The sequence below is a fragment of the Cohnella sp. GCM10020058 genome, from assembly GCF_042683485.1.
GTDB lineage: Bacteria > Bacillota > Bacilli > Paenibacillales > Paenibacillaceae > Cohnella.
On the sequence record NZ_JBHUJV010000007.1, the window covers coordinates 503,416 to 524,895 of the forward strand.

At 64.0% G+C, this 21,480-nt stretch carries 15 protein-coding genes and 1 riboswitch; of the genes, 1 reads left to right on the forward strand and 14 read right to left on the reverse strand.

The genetic code is table 11. The features are described from left to right. Nucleotides 1-85: 85 nt before the first annotated feature. The 10 genes from ACFSR7_RS12325 to ACFSR7_RS12370 all read right to left on the reverse strand — a co-directional run bounded on the left by ACFSR7_RS12325 (nt 86) and on the right by ACFSR7_RS12370 (nt 16,245). Nucleotides 86-4,306, reverse strand: a complete 4,221-nt coding sequence (locus ACFSR7_RS12325) for a cell division protein ZapA (RefSeq protein ID WP_378161865.1) — start codon at nt 4,304-4,306, stop codon at nt 86-88. Nucleotides 4,307-4,409: 103 nt separating this feature from the next. Next, nucleotides 4,410-6,863, reverse strand: a complete 2,454-nt coding sequence (gene pheT, locus ACFSR7_RS12330; RefSeq protein WP_378161867.1) for a phenylalanine--tRNA ligase subunit beta — start codon at nt 6,861-6,863, stop codon at nt 4,410-4,412. Between the two features lie 53 nt (nt 6,864-6,916). Further along, the gene (gene pheS / locus ACFSR7_RS12335; RefSeq protein ID WP_378161869.1) at nt 6,917-7,951 is read right to left on the reverse strand and encodes a phenylalanine--tRNA ligase subunit alpha; all 1,035 of its coding nucleotides are present in this window, start codon (nt 7,949-7,951) and stop codon (nt 6,917-6,919) included. 464 nt (nt 7,952-8,415) lie between these two features. After that, nucleotides 8,416-9,285 (reverse strand): bifunctional hydroxymethylpyrimidine kinase/phosphomethylpyrimidine kinase, encoded by an 870-nt coding sequence (thiD, locus tag ACFSR7_RS12340; protein ID WP_378161871.1) that lies wholly within the window; start codon nt 9,283-9,285, stop codon nt 8,416-8,418. Further along, complete coding sequence (gene thiO, locus ACFSR7_RS12345) at nt 9,282-10,448, reverse strand: glycine oxidase ThiO (RefSeq protein ID WP_378161873.1); 1,167 nt, start codon at nt 10,446-10,448, stop codon at nt 9,282-9,284. The genes thiD and thiO overlap by 4 nt, the downstream gene beginning before the upstream one ends. Then, nucleotides 10,445-11,260 (reverse strand): thiazole synthase, encoded by an 816-nt coding sequence (locus ACFSR7_RS12350; protein WP_378161875.1) that lies wholly within the window; start codon nt 11,258-11,260, stop codon nt 10,445-10,447. The genes thiO and ACFSR7_RS12350 overlap by 4 nt, the downstream gene beginning before the upstream one ends. Nucleotides 11,261-11,262: 2 nt before the next feature. Continuing rightward, the gene (thiE, locus tag ACFSR7_RS12355) at nt 11,263-12,180 is read right to left on the reverse strand and encodes a thiamine phosphate synthase (protein WP_378161876.1); all 918 of its coding nucleotides are present in this window, start codon (nt 12,178-12,180) and stop codon (nt 11,263-11,265) included. Then, nucleotides 12,177-13,343: a ThiF family adenylyltransferase gene (locus ACFSR7_RS12360; protein ID WP_378161878.1), complete on the reverse strand. Its 1,167-nt coding sequence runs from the start codon at nt 13,341-13,343 to the stop codon at nt 12,177-12,179. Before ACFSR7_RS12360 ends, thiE begins: the two co-directional genes overlap by 4 nt. Next, a complete protein-coding gene (gene thiC, locus ACFSR7_RS12365) occupies nt 13,336-15,096 on the reverse strand; it encodes a phosphomethylpyrimidine synthase ThiC (RefSeq protein WP_378161910.1) in 1,761 nt (586 codons plus the stop codon). Before thiC ends, ACFSR7_RS12360 begins: the two co-directional genes overlap by 8 nt. 350 nt (nt 15,097-15,446) lie before the next feature. Next, a riboswitch (TPP riboswitch) is annotated at nt 15,447-15,553 on the reverse strand. A 71-nt stretch (nt 15,554-15,624) separates the two neighbouring features. Then, nucleotides 15,625-16,245, reverse strand: coding sequence for a YcnI family copper-binding membrane protein (locus tag ACFSR7_RS12370; protein WP_378161880.1), 621 nt, complete (start codon nt 16,243-16,245; stop codon nt 15,625-15,627). Between the two features lie 426 nt (nt 16,246-16,671). On the opposite strand from ACFSR7_RS12370, the gene ACFSR7_RS12375 reads away from it, so the two are divergent. Further along, complete coding sequence (locus tag ACFSR7_RS12375) at nt 16,672-17,193, forward strand: histone H1-like repetitive region-containing protein (protein ID WP_378161912.1); 522 nt, start codon at nt 16,672-16,674, stop codon at nt 17,191-17,193. On the opposite strand, the gene ACFSR7_RS12380 is transcribed toward ACFSR7_RS12375, so the two are convergent. From ACFSR7_RS12380 to ACFSR7_RS12395, 4 genes are all read right to left on the reverse strand, one after another. After that, on the reverse strand, nt 17,136-18,656 hold the full coding sequence (locus ACFSR7_RS12380) for an ABC transporter substrate-binding protein (RefSeq protein WP_378161914.1): 1,521 nt from the start codon (nt 18,654-18,656) through the stop codon (nt 17,136-17,138). The two genes, ACFSR7_RS12375 and ACFSR7_RS12380, sit on opposite strands and share 58 nt — an antisense overlap. A 312-nt stretch (nt 18,657-18,968) precedes the next feature. Then, nucleotides 18,969-19,874: a carbohydrate ABC transporter permease gene (locus ACFSR7_RS12385; protein ID WP_378161882.1), complete on the reverse strand. Its 906-nt coding sequence runs from the start codon at nt 19,872-19,874 to the stop codon at nt 18,969-18,971. Between the two features lie 14 nt (nt 19,875-19,888). Continuing rightward, nucleotides 19,889-20,857 (reverse strand): ABC transporter permease, encoded by a 969-nt coding sequence (locus ACFSR7_RS12390; RefSeq protein WP_378161883.1) that lies wholly within the window; start codon nt 20,855-20,857, stop codon nt 19,889-19,891. Nucleotides 20,858-21,111: 254 nt separating this feature from the next. Then, nucleotides 21,112-21,387, reverse strand: a complete 276-nt coding sequence (locus tag ACFSR7_RS12395; RefSeq protein ID WP_378161885.1) for a hypothetical protein — start codon at nt 21,385-21,387, stop codon at nt 21,112-21,114. Nucleotides 21,388-21,480: the final 93 nt, after the last annotated feature.

The following is a 21,480-nucleotide window of genomic DNA, read 5'->3' on the forward strand; positions in this document are numbered from 1 at the left end:
AATCGCCCTTCCGGGACGGATCGAATCCGTTCGGAAGGGCGATTTTTAATGGTATGATTGCCGGTCTTCGAGTCTTCTGCGACGATCAAGTATGCTCCTCGAGCATGTCAATCCACTCATTGTATTCGATCTGCAGCTTGTTGTACTCAATCTTGAGCGCCTCATGCTCGCTGCGAACGCGCTCCAGCTCCTCCGACAGCTGCTCCGTCGCTTGCGCGTCTGCCGGACTCGGCTCGCTCTCGCCGACCGCCTGCAGCTGCTGCGCGAGCGCGTCGCGTTCGGCCTGAAGCGCGACGGCGGCTGCCGCCTGCTCCCGAGCCGACCTCAGCTCCTCCTCTGCTCGAATCAGCGACTCGCGTTCGCGCTGCTGCTCGCCGGCTGCCTGGCGAAGCTTGCCCTCCAGCGTCTCCAGACGCTCGGCGGCAGCATCGCGCTCCCGCGCCGCCTCTTCGGCCCGCCGCTGGAGCAGCCGGATCGCATCGGCAGCGGTCTGTTCGCGCTCGGCGAGCTCGTCCGCCAGCTCCTTGAGCCGGTTCGCCTCGCGCTCGGCGGCTTCGCGAGCGTCGGCTTCGTCGCGCAAGCGCTCGGAGGCCGCTTTTTCCGCCTCGATCAGCGCCGCTTCGCGGGCTGCAGCCTCCTGAAGCCGCTGCTCTGCGGATGCGCGCGCCGCTTCGGCTTCGGCCTCGAGCTTCGCGCGCTGCGACTGCCATTCGCGCTCGCGTTCCGACCAGCGTGCCTGTACCTGATCGTTCGCCGCGCCGGCCGCTTCGGCGGCGGCCAGCGCGGCGTCGCGGCTGCCGAGCGCTTGCTTCAGCTCGGCCTCGTACAACTCCTGCGTCACGCGCAGCTCTTCCTCGAGCGATTGACGACCCGAAGCCGCGCCGGCTTCCGCCTCGGCCGTCGCCCGGCGCAGCGCTTCGTCATGCGCGTCACGGAGCCGCGAATGCTCTTCGGCCTGCGCATCGCGAAGGCCGGACAGCTCCTCGGCTTGCGCCGCGCGGAGGCTCGACAGCTCCTCCGCCTGTGCGGCGCGCAGACGATTCAATTCCGCGCCGCTCTCTTTGCGCTGCAGCTCCAGCTCCAGTTGTGCGTCATCGGCAGCTTGGCGGGCCGCGGCCAGCTCGGCTTCGAGCGGTGCGACGGCTTCCCCGAGCGCAGCCTCGCGTTCGGCTGCAAGCCGAGACAGTACCTCGGCTTGCGCCGCACGGAGACTCGACAGCTCCTCGTCCTTCGCCGCTTGCATACGCGACAGCTCCTCGCTCTGCGCCGCGCGCAGACGCTTCAGCTCTTCGCTGCTTTCTTCTCGCTGCAGCTCCAGCTCCAGACGCGCGTCATCCACGACGCTTCGCAGGGAGGCAAGCTCGTCTTCAAGCGGCGCGACGGCTTCCCCGAGCGCAGCCTCGCGTTCGGCTGCAAGCTGCGACAGTGCCGCGGCTTGCGCCGCGCGGAGATTCGACAGCTCCTCGGCCTGCGCTGCGCGAAGCTTCGTCAGTTCTTCGTTCTTTGCCGCTTGCAGTCGCGACAATTCCTCGCTTTGCGCCGCGTTCAGACGCTTCAGCTCTTCACTGCTCTCTTCGCGTTGCAGCTCCAGTTCAAGACGTGCGTCATCCAAGGCGCTGCGCGCCGCGGCGAGTTCGGTCTCGAGAGGCGCGGCAGCTTCCTTGAGGGCAGCTTCGCGCTCGACTGCGAGCCGCGACAGCTCCTCGGCTTGCGCCGCGCGAAGCTTCAACAGCTCTTCGTCCTTTGCCACTTGAAGACGCGACAATTGTTCGCTTTTCGCCGCGTTCAGACGCGACAGCTCTTCGCCGCTTTCTTCGCGCTGCAGCTCCAGCTCGAGACGTGCGTCATCCAAGGCGCTGCGCGCCGCGGCGAGCTCGGTCTCGAGAGGCGCGACAGCCTCCTTGAGCGCCGCCTCCCGCTGGGCTTCGAGCCGCGACAGCTCCTCCGCCCGCTCCGCGCGGAGCTTCGACAGCTCCTCGGCTTGCGCTGCGCGAAGATTCGTCAGCTCTTCAGCCTGCGCTGCGCGGAGGCGTGCAACATCCTCGGCGCTCTCCTCGCGCTGCAGCTCCAGCTCCAGAAGCGCGTCGTCCACAGCCCTCCGGACCGAGGCGAGCTCAGCTTCAAGCGGCGCAGACGCTTCCTTGACGGCCGCCTCGCGTTCGGCAGCAGCCGAAGCCCTCTCCTGCGCGAGACGCTCCTCTGCTGCCTCGCCTGCTTCGCGCAATCGCTCCTCCAGCAGCGCCGCGGCTTCCGCCAGCTGACGGTCCGCTTGGGCAGCCAACTGCCGGCGCTCCTCCGCAAAGCGCTGGGCTTCGGCATCGATCTGCCGCTTGGCCGCCTCCGCCTCTTGCTTCGCGGCATCCGCTGCCTGCCCGGCTGCTTCCGTCTCCTGCCTTGCTGCTTCTGTCTCCTGCCTTGCTGCATCCAGCGACTCCGCCAGCGCCCGGCGCTCCTCGTCGAAGTTCGCCTCCGCCGCCGCTACGGCCTGCCTGGCCGCGGACATCTGCTCGGCCAGCTGCGTATGTAGGCGCTCCACCGCCGCCTTGGCGACTTCGAGCTCGCCGCCCAGCTCCGTCTTGGCAGCCTCCAACTCATCGCGGCTTTCGCTTTTGACAGCTTCCAGCATATCCAGGCTCTCGCGCCTCAGCGTCTCCAGCTCCATCTGGTGGGCGGCACGCAGACGATCCGCTTCGCCCCGGCTCTCCCTGAGCAAGCGGTCAAGCTCTCCCGCATGCTCGGCGCGAAGCTTGGCGATCGCGGCTTCCCGGTCGGCAGCCGCGCGCTCCAGCGCTTCAGTCAGTTGGTTACCGGCCGTCACGCCCTCCGTCTCGCGGGCTTCGCGCTCGAGCTCCAGCTCCAGGCGGAGCTCCTCGAGCTCTGCATTGTGTCCCGCGCTCAGCCGCTCCAGGTCGGCCAAGTGACCGGCCTTCAGCGCTTCAAGCTCGGATGCGCGCTCCGCCGCGTGGCGTTCCCGCTCCTCGGCCTGACGCGCCTCGAGATCCGCCAGCTCCGACGCATGGCTCTCCCGGAGCGCGCTCACGCGGCCTTCGCCCTCGGCAAGCGCCGCATCCAGGGCATCCTGCATACGCGCGCGAATCTCCTCGCGCTCCCGCAACGCCGTTTCCAGCGTCAGCGTCAGCCGCTGCAATTCTTCCTGCTTGCCTTCCAGCAGCAGCGCCAATTCGTCCTCGTAGCCTTGACGCATCGTGCGCAGCTCTTCGTCCTGTTGCGCCGCCCGCTCGGCCAGCGATTGCTCGTGTCCGCTCTTTAGCGTTCCCAGCTCAGCCGCATGCGCCGATCGCAGCGATTCGAGCTCTTCGGCGCGCGAGACGCGCTCATCGCGCAGCTCGGCCTCGAACGTCGCTTGCGCCCGCTCCCGATCCGCTTCCTGCGCAGACCGGATTCGCGCCAGCTCAGCCGCGTGCGCGGATTTGATCTCGTTCATAGCCGAAACGTGCGCCTGTCTCAGGGATTCGTTTTCCTCCGCAAAGAGCTCGGCTTCGGCCGCGTGGTCGGCCTGGATCCGCTCGAGCTCGGCACCGTGTGCCGAGACGACGCTTTCAAGCTCGGCCGCGTGTCTGGCGGCTGCCGCTTCCATCTCGTCGCGCTGCGCGGCGGCCGCTTGCTCCAATTCGTCCGCATGCACCGAGCGGGCGCTTGCAAGCTCCGACGCCTGCACGGCCCGAAGACGTTCGAGCTCGGCGCCCTGCGCGGACTTCAAGCTCGCTAGCTCCGCCTCGTAGCCGGATGTGCGCCGGTCGAGCTCTGCCGCATGCGCGGCCCGAAGGGCTTCGGCCTCTTCGGCATAAAGCTCGGTCTCGGCCGCGTGGTCGGCCATGATCCGATCGAGCTCGGCCTGATGGACGCTGCGCAGCCGTTCGCGCTCTTCGTCCGCCTTGGCCGTCGCTTCCGCGATGGATTGTTCGGACTTTTGCTTCAGGTCGGCCTGCCGCTCGGCGAAGTCCCGCTCCGCGGCTTCCAGCGCCGCGGCACTCTCGGCCTTGTGCTTGTCCCAATCGGCCAGCAGCGTTTCGATCTCGGCGGACAGCCGTTTGCGTTCTATTTCCTCGTGGAGGAGCCGCTCGTTTTCCCGGCGGATGCGCATGAGCTCGTCGGCCATATTAACCGAAGCGAGCACGCCAAGCCTCGCCAGATCGAGCCGCGGCGAGCCGCTCGCGATCTTGTGCATCTGATCGCTGACGAGCAAAGCAACCCGTTTCATGTATTCGCTGCTGGTATGTCCGGTCAACGTGTATTGCGTGCCGTATATGTCAACCGTTACGCGTGTCTTGTCGTCAGCATTCACGGTTATTCCTCCCACGTTCCAACTTAAGCAAAATCGCAGCGAACGTCTCTCAGTCCGCTATTCGCGTTCTGATGTATTCGCTGCGCTTTGCGCCGTTTCCTGCTTATTTGCGAAGCTCCGCGCTGAAAGATTGTTCCAGTCGGGCAACGACGGATTGCTGTGCTTCGGCGATCTCCTCGTCGTTCAGCGTGCGGTCCGGATGACGGTACACAAGCGAGAGCGCGACGCTTTTTTTGCCGGCGCCGAGGCGCTCTCCCGCATAGACGTCGAACACGCGGATGGACTCCAGGTATTCGCCCGCAGCCTGCTGTGCGGCCGCTACGAGAGACGCGCCGGGCACCGATCCGTCGACGACGACGGCCAGATCCCGCTCCGCGGACGGGAAGCGAGGCAGCGTGCTGTAAACGATGCGGGAATCCGCCGCTTCATAGAGCGGCTTCAGATCGATCTCGGCGGCATAGGCGTCGCCCAGGTCGAAGTCGCGTTGCAGCTCGGGATGCAACTGGCCGACGTAACCGATCGTCGATTCGCCGGACGCGGTGACAATCTTCAATGCCGCCGTACGGCCAGGATGGAAGTCGGCGGGCTGCGCCTGCTCGAAGCGGACTGCGCCGGTCAGACCGAGCCGCGTCAGCAGCTTTTCTACGACGCCCTTGGCATCGTAGAAGTCGTATGCCGCCGCCGTTTGATTCCAGCCTGCGCCAAGACGATTGCCCGTCAGCAGAAAGGCCAGCCTCGGATGCTCCGCAGGCAGGGTCGTGAGCTTCTCCTCCGCTGAATGGTACACGCTCGCGATCTCGAACACCGCAGCGTTCGCGTTGCGGCGGGACTTGTTGTAGGAAGCGGCCTCGAGCAGATTCGGCAGCAGCGTCGCCCGTAGCGAGCTGCGTTCCTCGCTCATCGGCATCGCCAGGCCGATCGGGCGCATCCCTTCTGCAGCCCCGGACAGCTCCGGGAACAGCGCGGCCCGGCTTGCGGAGGTGACCGAATAGGTCACGGCCTCGCTAAGCCCCGCTTCGGACAACAGCTTCCGAAGCTCTCTGCGGATCGATTGGGATTTGGTCAGCGCGCCCGTCGTCGTCGGCCCTTCGATGCGGGTCGTCGGAATGCGGTCGTAGCCGTTAAGCCGCGCGACCTCCTCGATCAGGTCCACTGCGCGCGTGATGTCGCCGCGGCGCGTCGGCACGGTCAGACGCCATACGCCGTCGCCCGCCGGCTCGGCCGCGAACTGGAGCCGCGACCAGATCGTCTTGACCTCGAGCGTGGAAAGCGAGGTGCCCAGCATCCGGTTGATCCGCTCGAGCGAGAGCTCGATGACCGCCGGCGCAGGCGTTGCGAGACGCACCTCGGCGACCCCGTCGGCGACGAGTCCGCCGGCCGTCTGCGCGATCAGCGAAGCCGCGCGGTCCAGCGCGCCGAGCACGCGCTCCGGATCGACGCCTTTCTCGAAGCGCGCCGAAGCTTCGGACCGCAGACCGAGCTGGCGCGAGGTCTTGCGAACCGGAGCGCCCGCAAATCTGGCGGATTCGAGCAGGATATCGACCGTGTCCGCCGTTACTTCGGTATCGAGACCGCCCATGACGCCGGCCAGTGCGATCGCATGCGCGTCGTCGGCGATGACGGGCATGTGCGACTCCAGCTTGCGCTCCTGACCGTCAAGCGTGACCAGCGTCTCGCCTTCATGCGCGAAGCGAACGCGGACCGTGCCTTTGACCTTGGCCGCATCGAACGCGTGCAGCGGCTGGCCGTACTCCAGCATGACGAAATTCGTGACGTCGACGACGTTGCTGATCGGCCGGATGCCAGCGGCGATCAGCCTGTTTTGCAGCCAGAGCGGAGACGGGCCGATCTTGACGCCCTTTACGACGCGCATCGCGTAGTGGCTGCAAGCTTCGGCCGATTCGATGGCGACCGCGATCGTGTCCGCGGTCTTGTCCGCCGCCGGGTACAGCGCCTTCTCCGGCTCGGGCAGCGTCAGCGGCAAACCTGTCAGCGCGGCGGTTTCGTATGCGACGCCGAGAAGGCTCAAGCAGTCCGAGCGGTTGGGCGTCAGATCGAGCTCCAGCACCGAATCGTTCAAGCCAAGCAGGTCGGCGATATCCGTGCCAACCGCCGTGTCCGCCGGCAGCACGAGAATGCCCTCCTGCAGCTCCTTCGGCAGCAGCTTGTCGTTGATGCCCAGTTCTCGCGCGGAGCAGATCATCCCTTGCGACTCGACACCGCGCAGCTTGGCACGCTTGATCTGCAGGTCGCCCGGCAGCTTCGCGCCGACGAGCGCGACCGGCACCTTCTGCCCCGCGGCCACGTTGGGCGCACCGCAGACGATTTGCAGCGTCTCGCCGGTGCCGGCATCGATTTTGCAGACGTTCAGCTTATCCGCGTCCGGATGTTTTTCCTTTTCCAATACATAGCCGACGACCGTCTTCGTGACGCCCGCGTTGCGGGATACGACGCCGTCAATCTCGATGCCGCCCCTCGTGAGCAGCTCGGCGAGCGCTTGCGGCTCGATGCCGCCGAGATCGATATATTCGCTTAACCATTGATAGGATACGTTCACGGGTTATACCGCTCCTTCCTTTTTCACCTTCGCTAGGATACCGGCAGCAGCCGTCACATACGGGCGAATTGCCCGAGGAACCGCAGATCGTTGTTGTAGAAGTGACGAATATCGTCGATGTCGTACTTCAGCAGGGCGATGCGTTCGACACCCATGCCGAACGCGAAGCCGGACACCTTTTCAGGGTCGAAGCCGCCGTGCTCGAGTACCTTCGGATGCACCATGCCGCAGCCGAGAATCTCGATCCAGCCCGAGTGCTTGCACATCCGGCAGCCGTGTCCGCCGCACTGCGTGCAGGTGACGTCGACCTCGGCGCTCGGCTCGGTGAACGGGAAGAAGCTCGGACGCAGACGAATCTGGACCTGCGCGCCGTACATCGCCTGGACGAATTGCAGCAGCGTACCCTTCAGGTCGCTCATGCGAATGTCGGGGCCTACGACGAGCCCTTCGATCTGATGGAACATGAACGAATGCGTCGCGTCGTCATCGTCGCGGCGGTATACGCGGCCCGGGCAAATGACCTTAAGCGGCGTCGCGCCGTCCGCGTTCTTCATCGCGCGGATTTGCACAGGAGAGGTGTGCGTGCGCAGCAGAATCTCGTCCGTAATGTAGAAGGAATCCTGCATGTCCCGCGCCGGATGATCCTTGGGCAGGTTCAAAGCCTCGAAGTTGAAGTAGTCGGTCTCGACCTCCGGACCTTCCGCGATCGTATAACCCATGCCGAGGAAAATGTCTTCGATCTCCTGCGTCACCTTGGTCAGCGGATGAACGCTGCCTGTCGCGACGCTCCTGCCCGGCAGCGTGACGTCGATCGTCTCTGCGGCCAGTCTGCGCTCCGTCTCGGCGCGGTCGAATGCGGCTTGCTTGTCGGCCAGCACGGCCTCGATGGCGGCGCGTACGTCGTTGGCGACCTGCCCGATCACCGGACGTTCCTCGGCACTCAGTCCGCCCATGCCGCGCAAGATATCCGTGAGTTGACCCTTTTTGCCCAAATAATGCACGCGCAGATCGTTCAGGCGGCCGGCATCGGCCACCTCCTGCAATTGCGCAAGCGCCTCAACGCGCAGCGCCTCCAACCGGTCCTTCATGATGCCTCTCTCCTTTATCGCTTGGTCTATCGGCCGGCTTGCCCTTTTGCGAACCGACAAAAAAGGCCCTTCCTCCCCGTAAAAGGGACGAAAGGACCGTGGTACCACCCTAATTGGAATCTTGCTGACGACAATCTGCAGATTGAGAAGCATCGTCAAGCCGGAATTCCCGCTCGAACGGCGTAACGGGCCGCTGCCGGTCCGCTCTACTGGCCAACGCATCGAGCCTCGTCGGCGTTCAAGCGACTGCTCCGGAGTGAAATTCGGCAGCTCTTCACCTCGGGCACGCTCTCAGTCTCGGCGTTCCCTCCCTGGTCAGGCAGGTGCTGCTTACTTGTCTCCATCGTCGCATTTGTTCAGGATTGCTATGAATTACTGATTATTATAGGGGAACATGGCACGTCAAGCAAGCCGCCGGGAAATATCGGGCTCCGGCAGGACCGCGCCCCGGGGCTAGGCGCCCGTCAACCCTCGCGCCAAGCCGCATGGCGAAGGCTTGGCGTCCCGGCGCCAAGCCCGAGACTCGCCGCAAGCGCCGTCGCGACGAATGCCTTTGCTGTGCGGCAAGCGGCCGGCACGTCAGCGCCGAGCGCCATCGCCGCGCAGGCGGCCGCGGAGAACGCGCAGCCCGTGCCGCGAGCTCCCCGCCCCGGCAGGCGCGGTCCGCGAAGCAGCACCGGCTCGGCCCCGCCGTCCGCCGCGCCGACCAATATGTCGGTGCAGGCCGGCCCCTTGGCATGGCCGCCCTTGAGGAGCACGTATCGGGGCCCCCAGGCCAGCAGCGACCTTGCGGCCTCGACGCGGGCGCCGGTCCCGGCGAGGTCTGCCTCCGGGACGCCGAGCAGGGCCGCCGCCTCCGGCACGTTCGGCGTCGCCAGCTCGGCCAGCGGGAACAGCAGCTTCGCCGTCGCTTCGAACGCGCCGGGGCCGGCCAACGCAAAGCCGTCCTTGGACAGCCGCACCGGGTCCACCACGAGCCTGCGCACACAGAAGCGTCTTAGCGCGCCGGCGACGGCCGCAGCCGCTTCGGGCGTCGGCAGCATCCCCGTCTTGACCGCATCCGCTCCGAGATCGGCGAGCACGCTGTCGAGCTGGGCCGCGATGAGCCGCCGCGGCACGGGCTCGGCCTGCTGCACGCCCACGCTGTTTTGCGCCGTGACCGCCGTGACGACGCTCATGCCGAACACGCCGAGCTCCTGAAAGGTTTTCAAGTCGCCCTGGATACCCGCGCCGCCGCCCGAGTCCGAGCCCGCGATCGTGAGCGCCCGGGCCGGGCCGCGTCCGTGCGCCCTCCGCCCGGCGTCTGCCCGATCGGCCATCGCCCGCTCCATCATCCTGACGTCGCCTCCTCCCTTTCGCCGGCCGCCTCATAGGCGCCGAAGCGCTCCGGCCGGAACGCGCGGCTCGCCGCGTCGTCCGCGCCGGCGCCTCCGGCCTCCAGCCAATTCCCGAACGCGGCTGCCGTCGCCGGACTCAGCAGGATGCCGTTGCGATAATGCCCGGCGGCCATATAGATGCCGGACCTGCCGGGTACGGGACCGATCAGCGGCCAGCCGTCCAGCGTGGCTGGTCGCAGTCCCGCCCAGCTTCGGGCCGGCGCGGCGCCGGCCAACGCGGGGAACATTCGCCCGCCCGCGCGGACGAGCCGTCCGATGCCGCCCGCGGTCACCGTCCGGTCGAAGCCGGCCTCGTCCTCGGACGCGCCGCAGACGAGCGAACCGTCCGGCTTGCCCACCCAATAGGCCCGGGAGCCGAACACGATATGCCGAAGGCTGAAGGGCGCGGGATCGTAGGCGCAGATTTGCCCCCGGATCGGATGAACGGGAATGCGAAGTCCAAGCCAATCCGCCAGCGTGCCGCTCCAGGCCCCGAGACAGCAGCAGAGCGCGTCCGCGCCGATCGTCCCGTATTCCTCGAAGCGGACGCTTAGTCCGCCGGAAGCGCCCCGGCTCGCGACGGTCAACGCCCCCGCCAGCGGCAGCAGCTGCGCACCAAGCCGCGCGCACGCTTCGGCAAGCGCTTTGACCAGCAGCGGCGCTTGCACGTGCGCTTCCGCCGGACAATACAGCGCACCGGCAAGCCCCCCGGGCAAGGAAGGCTCGAGCCGGGACAATGCCGGCGCGTCCAGCCAATCCATGCCCGCGCAAAGACCGGACTGCCAAGCGAGCCGGCCGAGCAGCGGCAGCCGGTCCGCTTCGCGGTGCGCGACGTGGAGGCTGCCCGACCGGACCAGGCCCGCGCACATGCCGGCAGCTTCTTCAATCTCCGCCGTCCAGTTTGGGTAACGGGCAAAGCTATCCAGGCACAGGCGGAAAAAAGCGTCGGGACCGTCGCCGTTCTCATAATAGGGCGCGAGCATCCCTGCGGCTGCACCCGATGCCTGTCCGCCAATCTCGCCGCGGTCTGCGACGATGGCGCGCCATCCTTGCTTCAGCGCTTCATAAGCGCAGGACAAGCCGACGATGCCGCCGCCCAGCACGAGCACCGTCCGGCTCAAGGCTGAGCCTCCCCTGCCGCAGGCGCCGCCGCGAACCACGCGCCGGTCTCGACGCTGCTTGCCGAGGCGCTCGCGAGCCGCGGAATTCGGCCTGCCTGCCGCGACAACCATCCGGCCTCGACGCCGAGTCTCATGGCCGCGGCCATCGCAACGGGGTCCCGCGCTTTGGCCACCGGCGTATTGACCAGGATCCCGTCCGCCCCCAGCTCCATGGCGATTGCGGCGTCGGCGGCCGAGCCGAGTCCGGCGTCGACGATGACGGGCACGGCCGCCTGCTCGACGATCCATGCCAGATTGCGCGGATTGAGGATGCCAAGACCGGTGCCGATCGGCGAGCCGCCCGGCATGACGGCCGCCGCTCCCGCCTCCTCCAGCCTGAGCGCCTGCATCGGGTCGTCGGATGTATAGGGCAGCACCGTGAAGCCCTCGCAGACGAGGCGCTCCGTCGCTCTCAGCGTCTCGAGCGGATCGGGAAGCAGCAGCCGAGGATGGCCGCTGATCTCGACCTTGACCCAATCGCCCAACCCCGCTTCTCTCGCCAGCCGGGCAATCCGGACGGCCTCGTCCGCCGTCGAGGCGCCTGACGTATTCGGCAGGTAAACCAGGTCTTTCCCTTCCGTCTGCCGCAGCAGCGGGTCTTGCTCCGCGACGTCGAGGTCGATTCTGCGAATCGCGAAGGTAACGACTTGCGCGCCCGAAGCTTCCAGCGCCTCGCGCAGGACGGCCGGACTCGGGTACCGTCCCGTGCCCAGAAACAGTCTGGACCTGAGCGCGATGCCGCCGATCTCAAGCCGCGACGTGGCCGTACGCATCGTTATCCACCTCCTACGAATTGTACGAACTCGACGCGATCGTCCGCGCGGATGGGGACGTCGTCCCAGTCCGCTCTCGGCACCGCCTCGCCGTTCAGCTCCGCCATCACCCTTCGCTCGGCCAGACGAAGCGATCTCGCCAGCGCGCCGAGCGTAGAGGCCTCGCACCAGGCTTGCTTGCCGTTCAGCAGCAGCGAGATCCGCTTGCCGGCGCCGGCTCCCGCTCCCGAAGATTCCGTCGCCGCCGTATGCGCCGCCGTCCGGCCGCTGCCGCGCAGCCTATCCTGCGCCTCCCACCGCTCGATGCTGCGCCTAAGCAAGGCGCATGCTGCAGCCGGGTCAAGCTGCCCGACCACTGCCGATACTGCGCACAGCCGCCGCGCGCCCGCCGCAAGCACGTCGTCCGCAGTCGCGGGGGAGATGCCGCCGATCGCAAAAAAGGGGATCCTCAACTGCATGGCCGCCTGGGACACATAGGCGGTCGTAACCGCCGCTCTGCCCGGCTTCGTCGGCGTCGGATAGACCGGTCCGACACCCACATAGTCCGCGCCGCCGCGCTCCGCCTCCAGCGCCTGCGCGAGCGTGTGTGTGGAGATACCGATCAGCTTGCCTGCGCCGACTTTTATCCTTGCTTCGGGGAGCGGCATGTCGTCCTGGCCGAGATGAACGCCGTCGGCATCGGCGGCAAGCGCCAGCTCGGCGTCGTCGTTGACGATAAACAAGGCGCCGTGACGGCGTGTCAACGCGCGCAGCAACTTTGCTTTTGCCAGCCGCTGCGCAGGCGAGCCTTCTTTGTCGCGAAGCTGTACGATGTCCGCCCCGCCGGCGATTGCGGCTTCCATCACCTCGTCGAGCGGCTTGCCGGGATGGTATTGTTCGCCTGTAATTACATACAGCTTGCAGTCCTGTATCGTTTTCAATGCAGCTCCTCCTCCGCTCCCGCATCTCCGGGCGTCTCCATTACATAGGTCCGGCATAGCCGGATCGCTTCCTCTGCGCCGTCCTCTATACTTGCCGCGCCGCGCACGAGAACCCGTCCGTCGCCGAACGCGGCCAGCGTGGCGCCGCATGGCGTCCGCGCCCGGACCAGGTAGTCGTTGGCGACGAGAACTCTGCAGCCGCGGCGCGCAAGACGATCGGCGCACGCTTGCGGCGCGAGCGTGCAGCCCGTCGCCACCTGGACCGTGTCCCGTCCGCACAGGACGGTCGCTTCCAGTCCTGACCGGTGCAGAGCCGGCTCCCGGGCGGGAGCTGCGCAGGCATCGCCGCAATAAGGGCAGGACGGCCTGCCAGGCGGCAGTCTCGTCTCCCGCAGCGAGAAATGCCAAACGTCCGCCGAGATCCACGTTTGCCGCATCGTGCCGCGATTGCCGCTCAGCCACTTGAGCGCCTCCGCAGCCTGAAGGGCAGCGGCCAGTTCGACCGCCGGGCCGACGATGCCAGCCGTATCGCACGTATCCCCCGCCTCCGCATCTTCCTCTCCTCCGATCAGGCAGCGAAGGCATGCCGTCCTTCCCGGCACGAGCGACGCCGCGCTCGCAGCCGAACCCGTCGCCCCGCCGTACAGGAAAGGAATGCCTCTTGCGAAGCAGGCATCGCTCAGCAAGAGGCGGGTCTCGGCGTTGTCCGTGCCGTCGAGCACCAGATCCGCGCCGGCGAGCAGCGCCCCGACGGTCTCCGCCCGGATCTCGGCCACGAACGGCTCGATCCGGACGGCGCCGTTCGCCTGGCGCAATCGCTCCGCAGCAGCGACCGCCTTCGGCGTCGACGCCGCGGCGTCGGCCTCGTCGAACAGCGACTGGCGGTGCAGGTTGCCGCGCTCGACGAAGTCGCGGTCCGCCAGCCTGACGGTGCCTACGCCCGCCCGCGCCATCTGCTGCGCGAGCGCGCACCCGAGCGCGCCGACGCCCGCCACGAGGACGGACGCGCCGCCGAGCGAGCGCTGACCCTCGGCCCCAATGGCAGTGAAGCGAATCTGACGGGCGTAACGCGACATGGAATCGCCAGGTCCGATGCCCTCGTCGTCTCCGGGACCGGCAAAGTCACCGCGCGGGAGCATCGTACCGAGGTCGGCGCTAGACATAAATTTGACCGCCCGCCGCCTTAAAGCCGTCCGCCCGCTCGCGCATGCCGGCGTCCACCGCTTCCTCCTCCTTCAATCCGCGGGCGGCCGCGTAGTCGCGAATATCCTGCGTAATCCGCATGCTGCAGAACTTCGGTCCGCACATCGAGCAAAAATGGGCGGTCTTCGCCCCTTCGGCCGGCAGCGTCTCGTCGTGGTACGCCATCGCGCGCTCCGGGTCGAGGGACAGATGGAACTGGTCGCGCCACCTGAATTCGAACCGCGCCTTCGACAACGCGTCGTCGCGGAGCTTGGCCCGCGGATGCCCTTTGGCGAGATCCGCCGCATGAGCCGCGATCTTGTAGGCGATGACGCCGTCCTTGACGTCCTCCTTGTTCGGCAATCCCAGATGCTCCTTCGGCGTGACGTAGCAGAGCATCGCCGTGCCGAACCAGCCGATCATCGCCGCGCCGATGGCCGACGTGATATGGTCGTAGCCGGGGGCGATGTCCGTCGTCAGCGGTCCGAGCGTGTAGAAGGGCGCCTCCTGGCAGACCGCCATTTGCCGGTCGACGTTCTCCTTAATCAGATGCATCGGCACATGGCCCGGTCCTTCAATCATGACCTGCACGTCGTGCTTCCAGGCGATGCGGGTGAGCTCTCCAAGCGTCTCGAGCTCCGCGAACTGCGCCTCGTCATTGGCGTCCGCGATCGAGCCCGGCCGCAGGCCGTCTCCGAGCGAGAAGGTGATATCGTACGCCTTCATGATCCCGCAAATCTCCTCGAAGTGCGTATAGAGAAAGTTCTCATCGTGATGCGCCAGGCACCAGGCCGCCATAATGGAGCCGCCGCGGGACACGATGCCGGTCACCCGTTCGGCCGTCAACGGGATATAGCGCAGCAGCACGCCGGCGTGAATGGTAAAATAGTCGACGCCCTGCTCCGCCTGCTCGATCAGCGTGTCGCGATAAATATCCCAGGTGAGCGCTTCGGCCCGTCCGCCTACTTTTTCTAGCGCCTGGTAGATCGGCACCGTGCCCACGGGAACCGGCGCGTTGCGCATAATCCACTCGCGCGTCGCATGAATGTTTTTGCCCGTCGACAAATCCATGATCGTATCCGCGCCCCAGCGGGTCGCCCACGTCATCTTTTCCACTTCCTCTTCGATGGACGAGACGACGGCGGAGTTGCCGATGTTCGCGTTGATTTTCACGTGAAAATGCCGTCCGATAATCATCGGCTCGCACTCCGGATGATTGATGTTGGCCGGGATGACGGCGCGCCCGGCAGCCACCTCGTTCCGCACGAATTCGGGCGTCGTTCCTTCCCGTACGGCAATAAAAGCCATCTCGGGCGTGACGATGCCCCGGCGCGCATAATGAAGCTGCGTAATGTTGCGTCCCTCGGCCGCCCGGAGCGGCCTGCGCTTGAGGCCCGGATAGACCGGCGCGGCTTGGAGACGGGCACGCGGCTCCGACCTGTGGCCATCGTCTAACGGCCCGGACTCCCTTCCTTCGTATTCGAACGTATCCCCTCTGGCTTCGATCCAGGCGTCCCTGAATGTCGGCAGGCCTTTTTCGATATCGGCCTCGTAGTCGTCGTCCGTATAAGGTCCGCTTGCGTCATAGACGAGCAGGGGCGCATTCGGCAGCAAGGAGCCGTCTTGCGCCCTGCTGTCGGAGAGCCGAATCTCGCGCATCGGCACGCGAATGCCCCCTTCCCCGTTCAAGTAGACTTTGCGGCTGCCGGGCAGCGCCCGGGTCATGATCGCCATCGCAAAAAAACCTCCCTGGAATGAATTCATGCGAATTCCTCCGGGAGGCCGACAAGGGCACGATGCGAAAAAAGAAACACAATGACGGACCGAAGCTGCGGACGGCATTTGCGCCCGGAGACGGATGGGCCGTCGGCCGACGCAAATACGCCTGAATCGGCGCTCCGTTGGGGAGGCGGCTCTTGTGCATGCGATGCAAAAAAGCCGCCCCGTCGGGAGCGGCCAAAACGAGCAGCTTCGTACTGCATGGATCGGACGAGAAACGGACGCTTTCCGCAGATGCGAAAAGACGACGCGCCGGCACGACACGGCCTGCCGGCTCGCGTCGCCGCAATCCGATGCAGCTTGCTACGCACATTGGTCCACTTTCCTACGCTGGCATGACCCAGATCAGGTTCAAAGGGACCAAGGCATCGCTGCCTTATCTCAGCCCTTGCGGGCGCCCCCAGTGGAATTCATGTTTCAACTGTACACGGCGGCGGACTTCGTGTCAATCCGCCGGCAAGCGCTGCGCCTCGGCGCCAGAGCTTAGCGCGACTTCCTGCGCAGCAGCGCGGTCGCCAGCGCCGCCAGGCCCGCCACCAAGCCGGCGATGGCCAGGCCGAGCGTCAGCGGATCCCGATCGCCGTCCGATGCGTCCGTCGATGCGGTTCCCGTATGTCCGTGCCCGTCGCTTCCGGCCGCAGCCGCCGTGACCGTCGTCACCGAAGCCGGCGTATCGGCGTCCGGCGCGCCGCTCCAATCGACGACGGCACCGTCCGAGTATGTCTGATGCGCCTTCCAGACCAGCTCCTTCGCATCCTCCGCGACGTGGCCCTGGAACAGAAACTGCACGAATTCCGTCTCGGTGATGCCATTGCCATCGGACTTCCAGGTGACGGAGACGACCTTGCCGTCCGCGTCCTTCTCGGTCGTGCTCGTCCAGCCGGGATACGGCTCGAAGCGCGACACTTCCACGCCGGCAGGGACGTCCAGCTTGACTTGCGTCGTGTTGACGCCTTCGTTTTCGCTCGGGACGCGAATCGTGAACACCTGGTACGCATTTTGCGAGACCTCCGCCGGCTCGACCCGGACGTGCGCGCTTGCCATGCTCGTGTAGCCGAACGCCAGCGTGGCGGCGAACAGCAAAGCCCCTATTTTCTTTTTCAACCTCAACCAACCTCTCTATTCCGTGGATAAGCTATATTGTAAGCACTCCCGGCTACAAGCGCATGACCCCAAAGAGCCATGCACGCCTAACAAACCGTCAGGGACAGATCAACAGATCAACAGATCACCCGACGGTCTTTTAAGTTTGGCTCTTATCCGCAACCGGCGTCGCGCGAAACGCCTGTCGAAGACTCGTCCGACAGCCGTCCCGAAGGACCCGCATGTGTTCGCCCGTATTGTTCTTTTGCCGCAATGCCTGCAAATATACATCTTTTTATGCCGATGGCGACCCGTTAAAACAAAATAGCTGCGAAAGCGCAGTTAATTTACGCCATCAGCCGAATTTCCGGCTTGCGCTTTGGATTTGCCTGCACATTTGCAGGCATTTCATCAGGCGGTGCGCGTCGGCAGAGAATACCTGTACAAATGCAGGCTTTCGACCCGTTATACATCCGTCAAGTGCCGATATGCAAAGTGCCCATACGCAAAACGCCCATACGCAAAGCGTCGATATGCAAAGTACCCACACGCAAAGCGCCCATGCGCAAAACGCCCATACGCAAAGCGCCTATACGCAAAGTGCCTATACGCAAAGTGCCCATACGCAAAGCGCCCATACGCAAAGTGCCCATACGCAAAACGCCCATACGCAAAGCGTCGATATGCAAAGTACCCACACGCAAAGCGCCCATGCGCAAAACGCCCATACGCAAAGCGCCTATACGCAAAGCGCCCATACACAAAGCGCCTATACGCAAAGCGCCCATACGCAAAGCGCCGGTATGCCGAGTTAACGCTTGCTTTCCGCAAATACCCGCCCCAATAATGCTTTTTCCCCTTCCAACAAAGAGCCTCCGCGGCCCGGAGAGGGCGCGGAGGCTTGCCGAACGTTATTTTCCTTCGTCCGCGCTCCACAGCTTCACGCGGTCCTGCACGTACTTGGTGTAGCCCTTCTCCATCTTTTCGACGCCCGCCTTGATCAGGTCGTTCTGATAGGCGTCCCAGATCTTGTCGAAGTCCTCGGGCTTCGCGAGGATGGCCTCCGGGATTCGCTTCCAAGTGATATCCTTCATCTTGTTGCCGAGTATGGACACTTCGTCCTCGCCGGGAATTTGAATGTTCCATGCGGCGCCGTACGCCTTTACGTTAAATTCGTCCTCCTTGGGGAACAGGTCTTTCCACGTCGTCGCCTTGTAGGCGGCCAGCGTTTCCTTCTCCGCGTCGCTGTATCCCTGGGTGATCATATCCGGGCTGTTTTTCGTATAATAGTTGCCGCTAGGGTCCTTCACGCCATCTCCGTAGTGCACCATGATGTTCCAGTAAAATCCGATGCCGGATTCCTTGGTAAACGCGGTATTGTCGTTGTTGATACGGTCCTGGACGTCCTTGGGCACGACGCGTTTGCCGTTTTCGACGACGTAATGCTTGCCCTCGATGCCCCAGTTGTTCAGCACCTGGCCTTCGTCCGAGGCGAGGTAGTCGAGGAACTTGATGATGCGAACCGGGTCCTTGGCTTTGCTCGAGATCGATATGCCGTACCCGCCCATGAAGCCGGTCGGCCAGAACGACGTCTCCTTGAACTGTTCGCCCATGGTGACCGGGTAGTGGCCGTACGTCTGGTCGAACTTGCCTGCGGTTTTCAGCGCCTGCTGGCCGTCGTTGTAATCCCAGTCCTGGTCGATGAGTCCGAGCACGCGGCCCGAGGCGACCTTCGCTTTGTACTGGTCGTATTTTTGCACGAAGCTTTCCTTGTCGAGCAGTCCTTCCGCGTTCATATGGTTCAGCCAGCGGAAGTATTCCTTCTCCTCCGGACGCCGGAAGTGGTAGATCGCTTCGTTCGTCTGTTGATCGACGAAATATTCGCCGTCGTCGGAGCCGCCGGTCACGAAGGCAGCCGGGTTCGTGACGGAAATGTACATATGCCAATCGTCCGCGTTGAGGGACAAGCCGACGTTTTTGTTGCCGTTCTCATCGGTCGGATGCTTGGCGAGATAATCTTTGATGACCTTCTCGTAATCCTGTACCGTACGGATGGTCGGGTACCCCGCTTCCTTGACGACGCGATGCTGGAGCTCGAAGCCGCCGCCTGCGACCGCTTTTATCTCATCCACCGCGGACCAGGTCGGGATCGAATAGATCGATTGGTCCTCGGTCGTATACTTCGCCCGGCTCATATAAGGGCCGAGCACCTTTTTGATGTTGGGCGCGTACTTGTCGATCAGCTCGGTCAGGTCGAGCACCGCGCCCGCATCGACGAGCTTGCCGATATCGCCTTTGGCCGCGATTATGTCCGGATACTCGCCGCTGGCTGCCATGAGCGCCACTTTTTGCGCCGGGTCGCCGACCGCGAACTCGGCATTGAGCGTGACGCCTGTCTTTTTCGTGATCGCCTTGGAGACGTCGTCCTGCATGTTGTTCCAGTTCGGATTCGGGTCCTCGGAAAAGTAGGTAAAGGTGACGGGCGAAAGAGCCTCGCCTTCCTTGGACGCGTCCGAGGCAACCGACGATCCGGACGGCGCGGTCCCGGAAGCGGCGCCGCCGTTATCCTTGCTGCATGCGGACATGAAGCTCAGCGTCATGGCGCCGGCAAGCAGCAGCGCGTTTACTTTCAGTATTTTTTTCATCGCTTAAAACCCTCCGTTTAATCTGAATGATGGATCGTATCTGGACAGGAGCGAATCCTGCGGATCCCTTCGGTCGGTGCGGCGTCCGGCCGACAAGCGTCAGCTCTTGACGGCGCCGAGTGTCATGCCTTTGACGAAATACTTTTGAAGAAACGGGTAAACGACAAGGATCGGCACGGTCACCACGATCGTGATCGCCATTTTGACCGATTCGGGAGAGATCTGCCGCATCACCTCGGTCATATTGCGTCCGCGGAACTGGTCGGCGTTCGTCGTCGTGCTCTGAAGCACTTTCATGAGCTCGAACTGCAGGGTGGTGAGCTTCTCGTTGGATCCGTTGTACAGATAGGTGTCGAGCCAGGCGTTCCACTGTCCTACCGCCAGGAACAGGGCGATGGTGGCGAGCGCCGGCTTGGTGAGCGGCAGAACGACGCGCCAGAATATGGTCCAATCGTTCGCGCCGTCGAGCTTTGCGGATTCCTGCAGCGCGTACGGAATGCCGTCGATGAACGAACGGATGATGAAGACGTTAAAGGCGCTCACAAGTCCGGGCAGCACGTAGACCGCGAACGTATTCATCATGTGGAGATCGCGGATCAAAATGTAGAACGGAATCAGGCCGCCCGACACATACATCGTGAGCGCCAGGAACGCGGAGACGAACCGTCTGCCCTGAAAATCCGCCCTGCTGATCGTGAACGCCAGCATGGACGCGCTGATCAGCCCCAGCAGCGTGCCGACGACCGTCCGCAGCACAGAAATCTTGAGCCCGGTCATCAGGCCGCCAAAAGCGAAAATGGTCTCGTAATTTTTGAACGTCGGCACCCGGGGGTAGATCGTCAGGCCGCCCCTCACGCTGTCGGTCGAATCGTTGAGCGAGATGGCCAGCACGTTGAGGAACGGATAGAGCGTCACGACGGTGACGACAATCAATATTAAATACACGACAAGCTCGAAAAGCAGATCCGGCCATGGGCGGCCGGCCAATCGTCTGATCGCTTGCATGCGGGCCGGCCTCCTCAGAAGATGCTTTCTTTGGTCGTGCGTTTGAATATGCCGTTGGCGACGAGGAGCAGCAGCACGCTGATTATGGAATTAAAAATGTTGATGGCGGTGCCGAACGAGAATCGCCCGAGACCGAGACCGTAATTGAGCGCATACAGGTCGAGCACCTGCGAATAGTCGCTCACGAGCGGATTGCCGAGCAGGAACTGCTTTTCGAAGCCGATGCCGATCAGATGACCGATCGACATGATGAGCAGGACGACGATCGTAGGACGGATACCCGGCAGCGTAATGTGCCGGATCTGGCGCAGGCGGCTTGCCCCGTCCACTTTGGCGGCCTCGTACAGGTCGGGACCGATCCCCGCGATGGCTGCAAGGTAGATGATCGTATTCCAGCCCATCTCCTTCCACACGTCCGAGGCAGTGACGATATACCAGAACAACCCGCCTTTGGCCATGAACTGTATCGGCTCGTCGACGATATGGAGCGAGACGAGGATCTCGTTGACCACGCCGCCCTCGGTCGACAGCATCTTCGTGACGATCCCCGCCACCACCACCCATGAGACGAAGTGAGGAAGGTAGGAGACGGTCTGTACGAACCGCTTGACCGGCATCGCCCGCACTTCGTTCAGGACGACCGCGAATACGATCGGCACGACGAAGCCGGCGACCAGTCCCATCGTGCTCATCGCGAGCGTGTTGCGCAGCACCCGATAAAATTGCTCGTCGGCGAACAGCTCCCTGAAGTACTGAAGTCCGACCCACTTCTGGTCCCCGAAGGCAATGCCGGGCTTGAACTTCTGGAACGCCATCGTCCAGCCCCAGAGCGGCAGGTAGCTGAATACGAAGGCCCACAGGACGAACGGAACGGACATCAGATACAGATATCTTTGCTGAAAAAACTTTCTCCAAAAGGCGCCGCCCTTTTTCCGCGACACGCCCTCCTTTCGTCTCTCTTGCTTGACAGTCATTGTCCTCATGCGATTACCTCCTTGCTTGGTCTCATTATAAGAGAACGCTTTCAGCGCTCCTACCCGGCAAATCCGCTCGCTTTTCTGTTAAAATCAGCGATTTCAGAAAACGTTTTCTGAAAATCGCGAAACAACCGCGGGGAAGTTCGCCCTGACGGTCGCTCTTCGGTTGGCGGACATCCGCAGCTTGATTGGCGCGGACCGCTTATGCATGGCTTATCCGCCAGGCGCAGCAATGGACCCTGACGTCTCGCCCGCGTTGTTCATTGCCGCATGCCTACGAGCGCAATGTCTGCGAGCGCAATGCCTGCGAGCGCAATGCCTGCGAGCGCAATGCCTGCGAGCGCAATGCCTGCGAGCGCAATGCCTGCAAGTGCTATGCCTGCGAAAGGCATGCCCGCAAGTACCATACCTGCGAGCACCAAGCCTGCAAGTGCCATGGCTGCGAGCGGCATGCCTGAAAGTACCATGCCCGTAAGCAACAAGCCTGCAAGTGCCATGACTGCGAGCGAAATGCCTGCAAATAAAGTCAATTTCATAATTCAAACCCCTTGCTACGACTGACTTTTTTGGCGCACCAAAGAGGAGTACCTCCCCACATTCTCGAAATTAAGGTTAGCCAACCAAAACGA

Coding starts and splice junctions, on each gene's coding strand:
- pheS (WP_378161869.1), bottom strand. CDS start 7,951: ATGAAGGACCGGTTGGAGGCGCTGCGCGTTGAGGCGCTTGCGCAATTG.
- ACFSR7_RS12390 (WP_378161883.1), bottom strand. CDS start 20,857: ATGAGGACAATGACTGTCAAGCAAGAGAGACGAAAGGAGGGCGTGTCG.
- ACFSR7_RS12395 (WP_378161885.1), bottom strand. CDS start 21,387: ATGAAATTGACTTTATTTGCAGGCATTTCGCTCGCAGTCATGGCACTT.
- ACFSR7_RS12380 (WP_378161914.1), bottom strand. CDS start 18,656: ATGCAGGACGACGTCTCCAAGGCGATCACGAAAAAGACAGGCGTCACG.
- thiD (WP_378161871.1), bottom strand. CDS start 9,285: ATGATGGAGCGGGCGATGGCCGATCGGGCAGACGCCGGGCGGAGGGCG.
- ACFSR7_RS12350 (WP_378161875.1), bottom strand. CDS start 11,260: ATGCGTACGGCCACGTCGCGGCTTGAGATCGGCGGCATCGCGCTCAGG.
- ACFSR7_RS12360 (WP_378161878.1), bottom strand. CDS start 13,343: ATGTCTAGCGCCGACCTCGGTACGATGCTCCCGCGCGGTGACTTTGCC.
- ACFSR7_RS12385 (WP_378161882.1), bottom strand. CDS start 19,874: ATGCAAGCGATCAGACGATTGGCCGGCCGCCCATGGCCGGATCTGCTT.
- ACFSR7_RS12375 (WP_378161912.1), top strand. CDS start 16,672: ATGCAGGCTTTCGACCCGTTATACATCCGTCAAGTGCCGATATGCAAA.
- thiC (WP_378161910.1), bottom strand. CDS start 15,096: ATGGCGATCATGACCCGGGCGCTGCCCGGCAGCCGCAAAGTCTACTTG.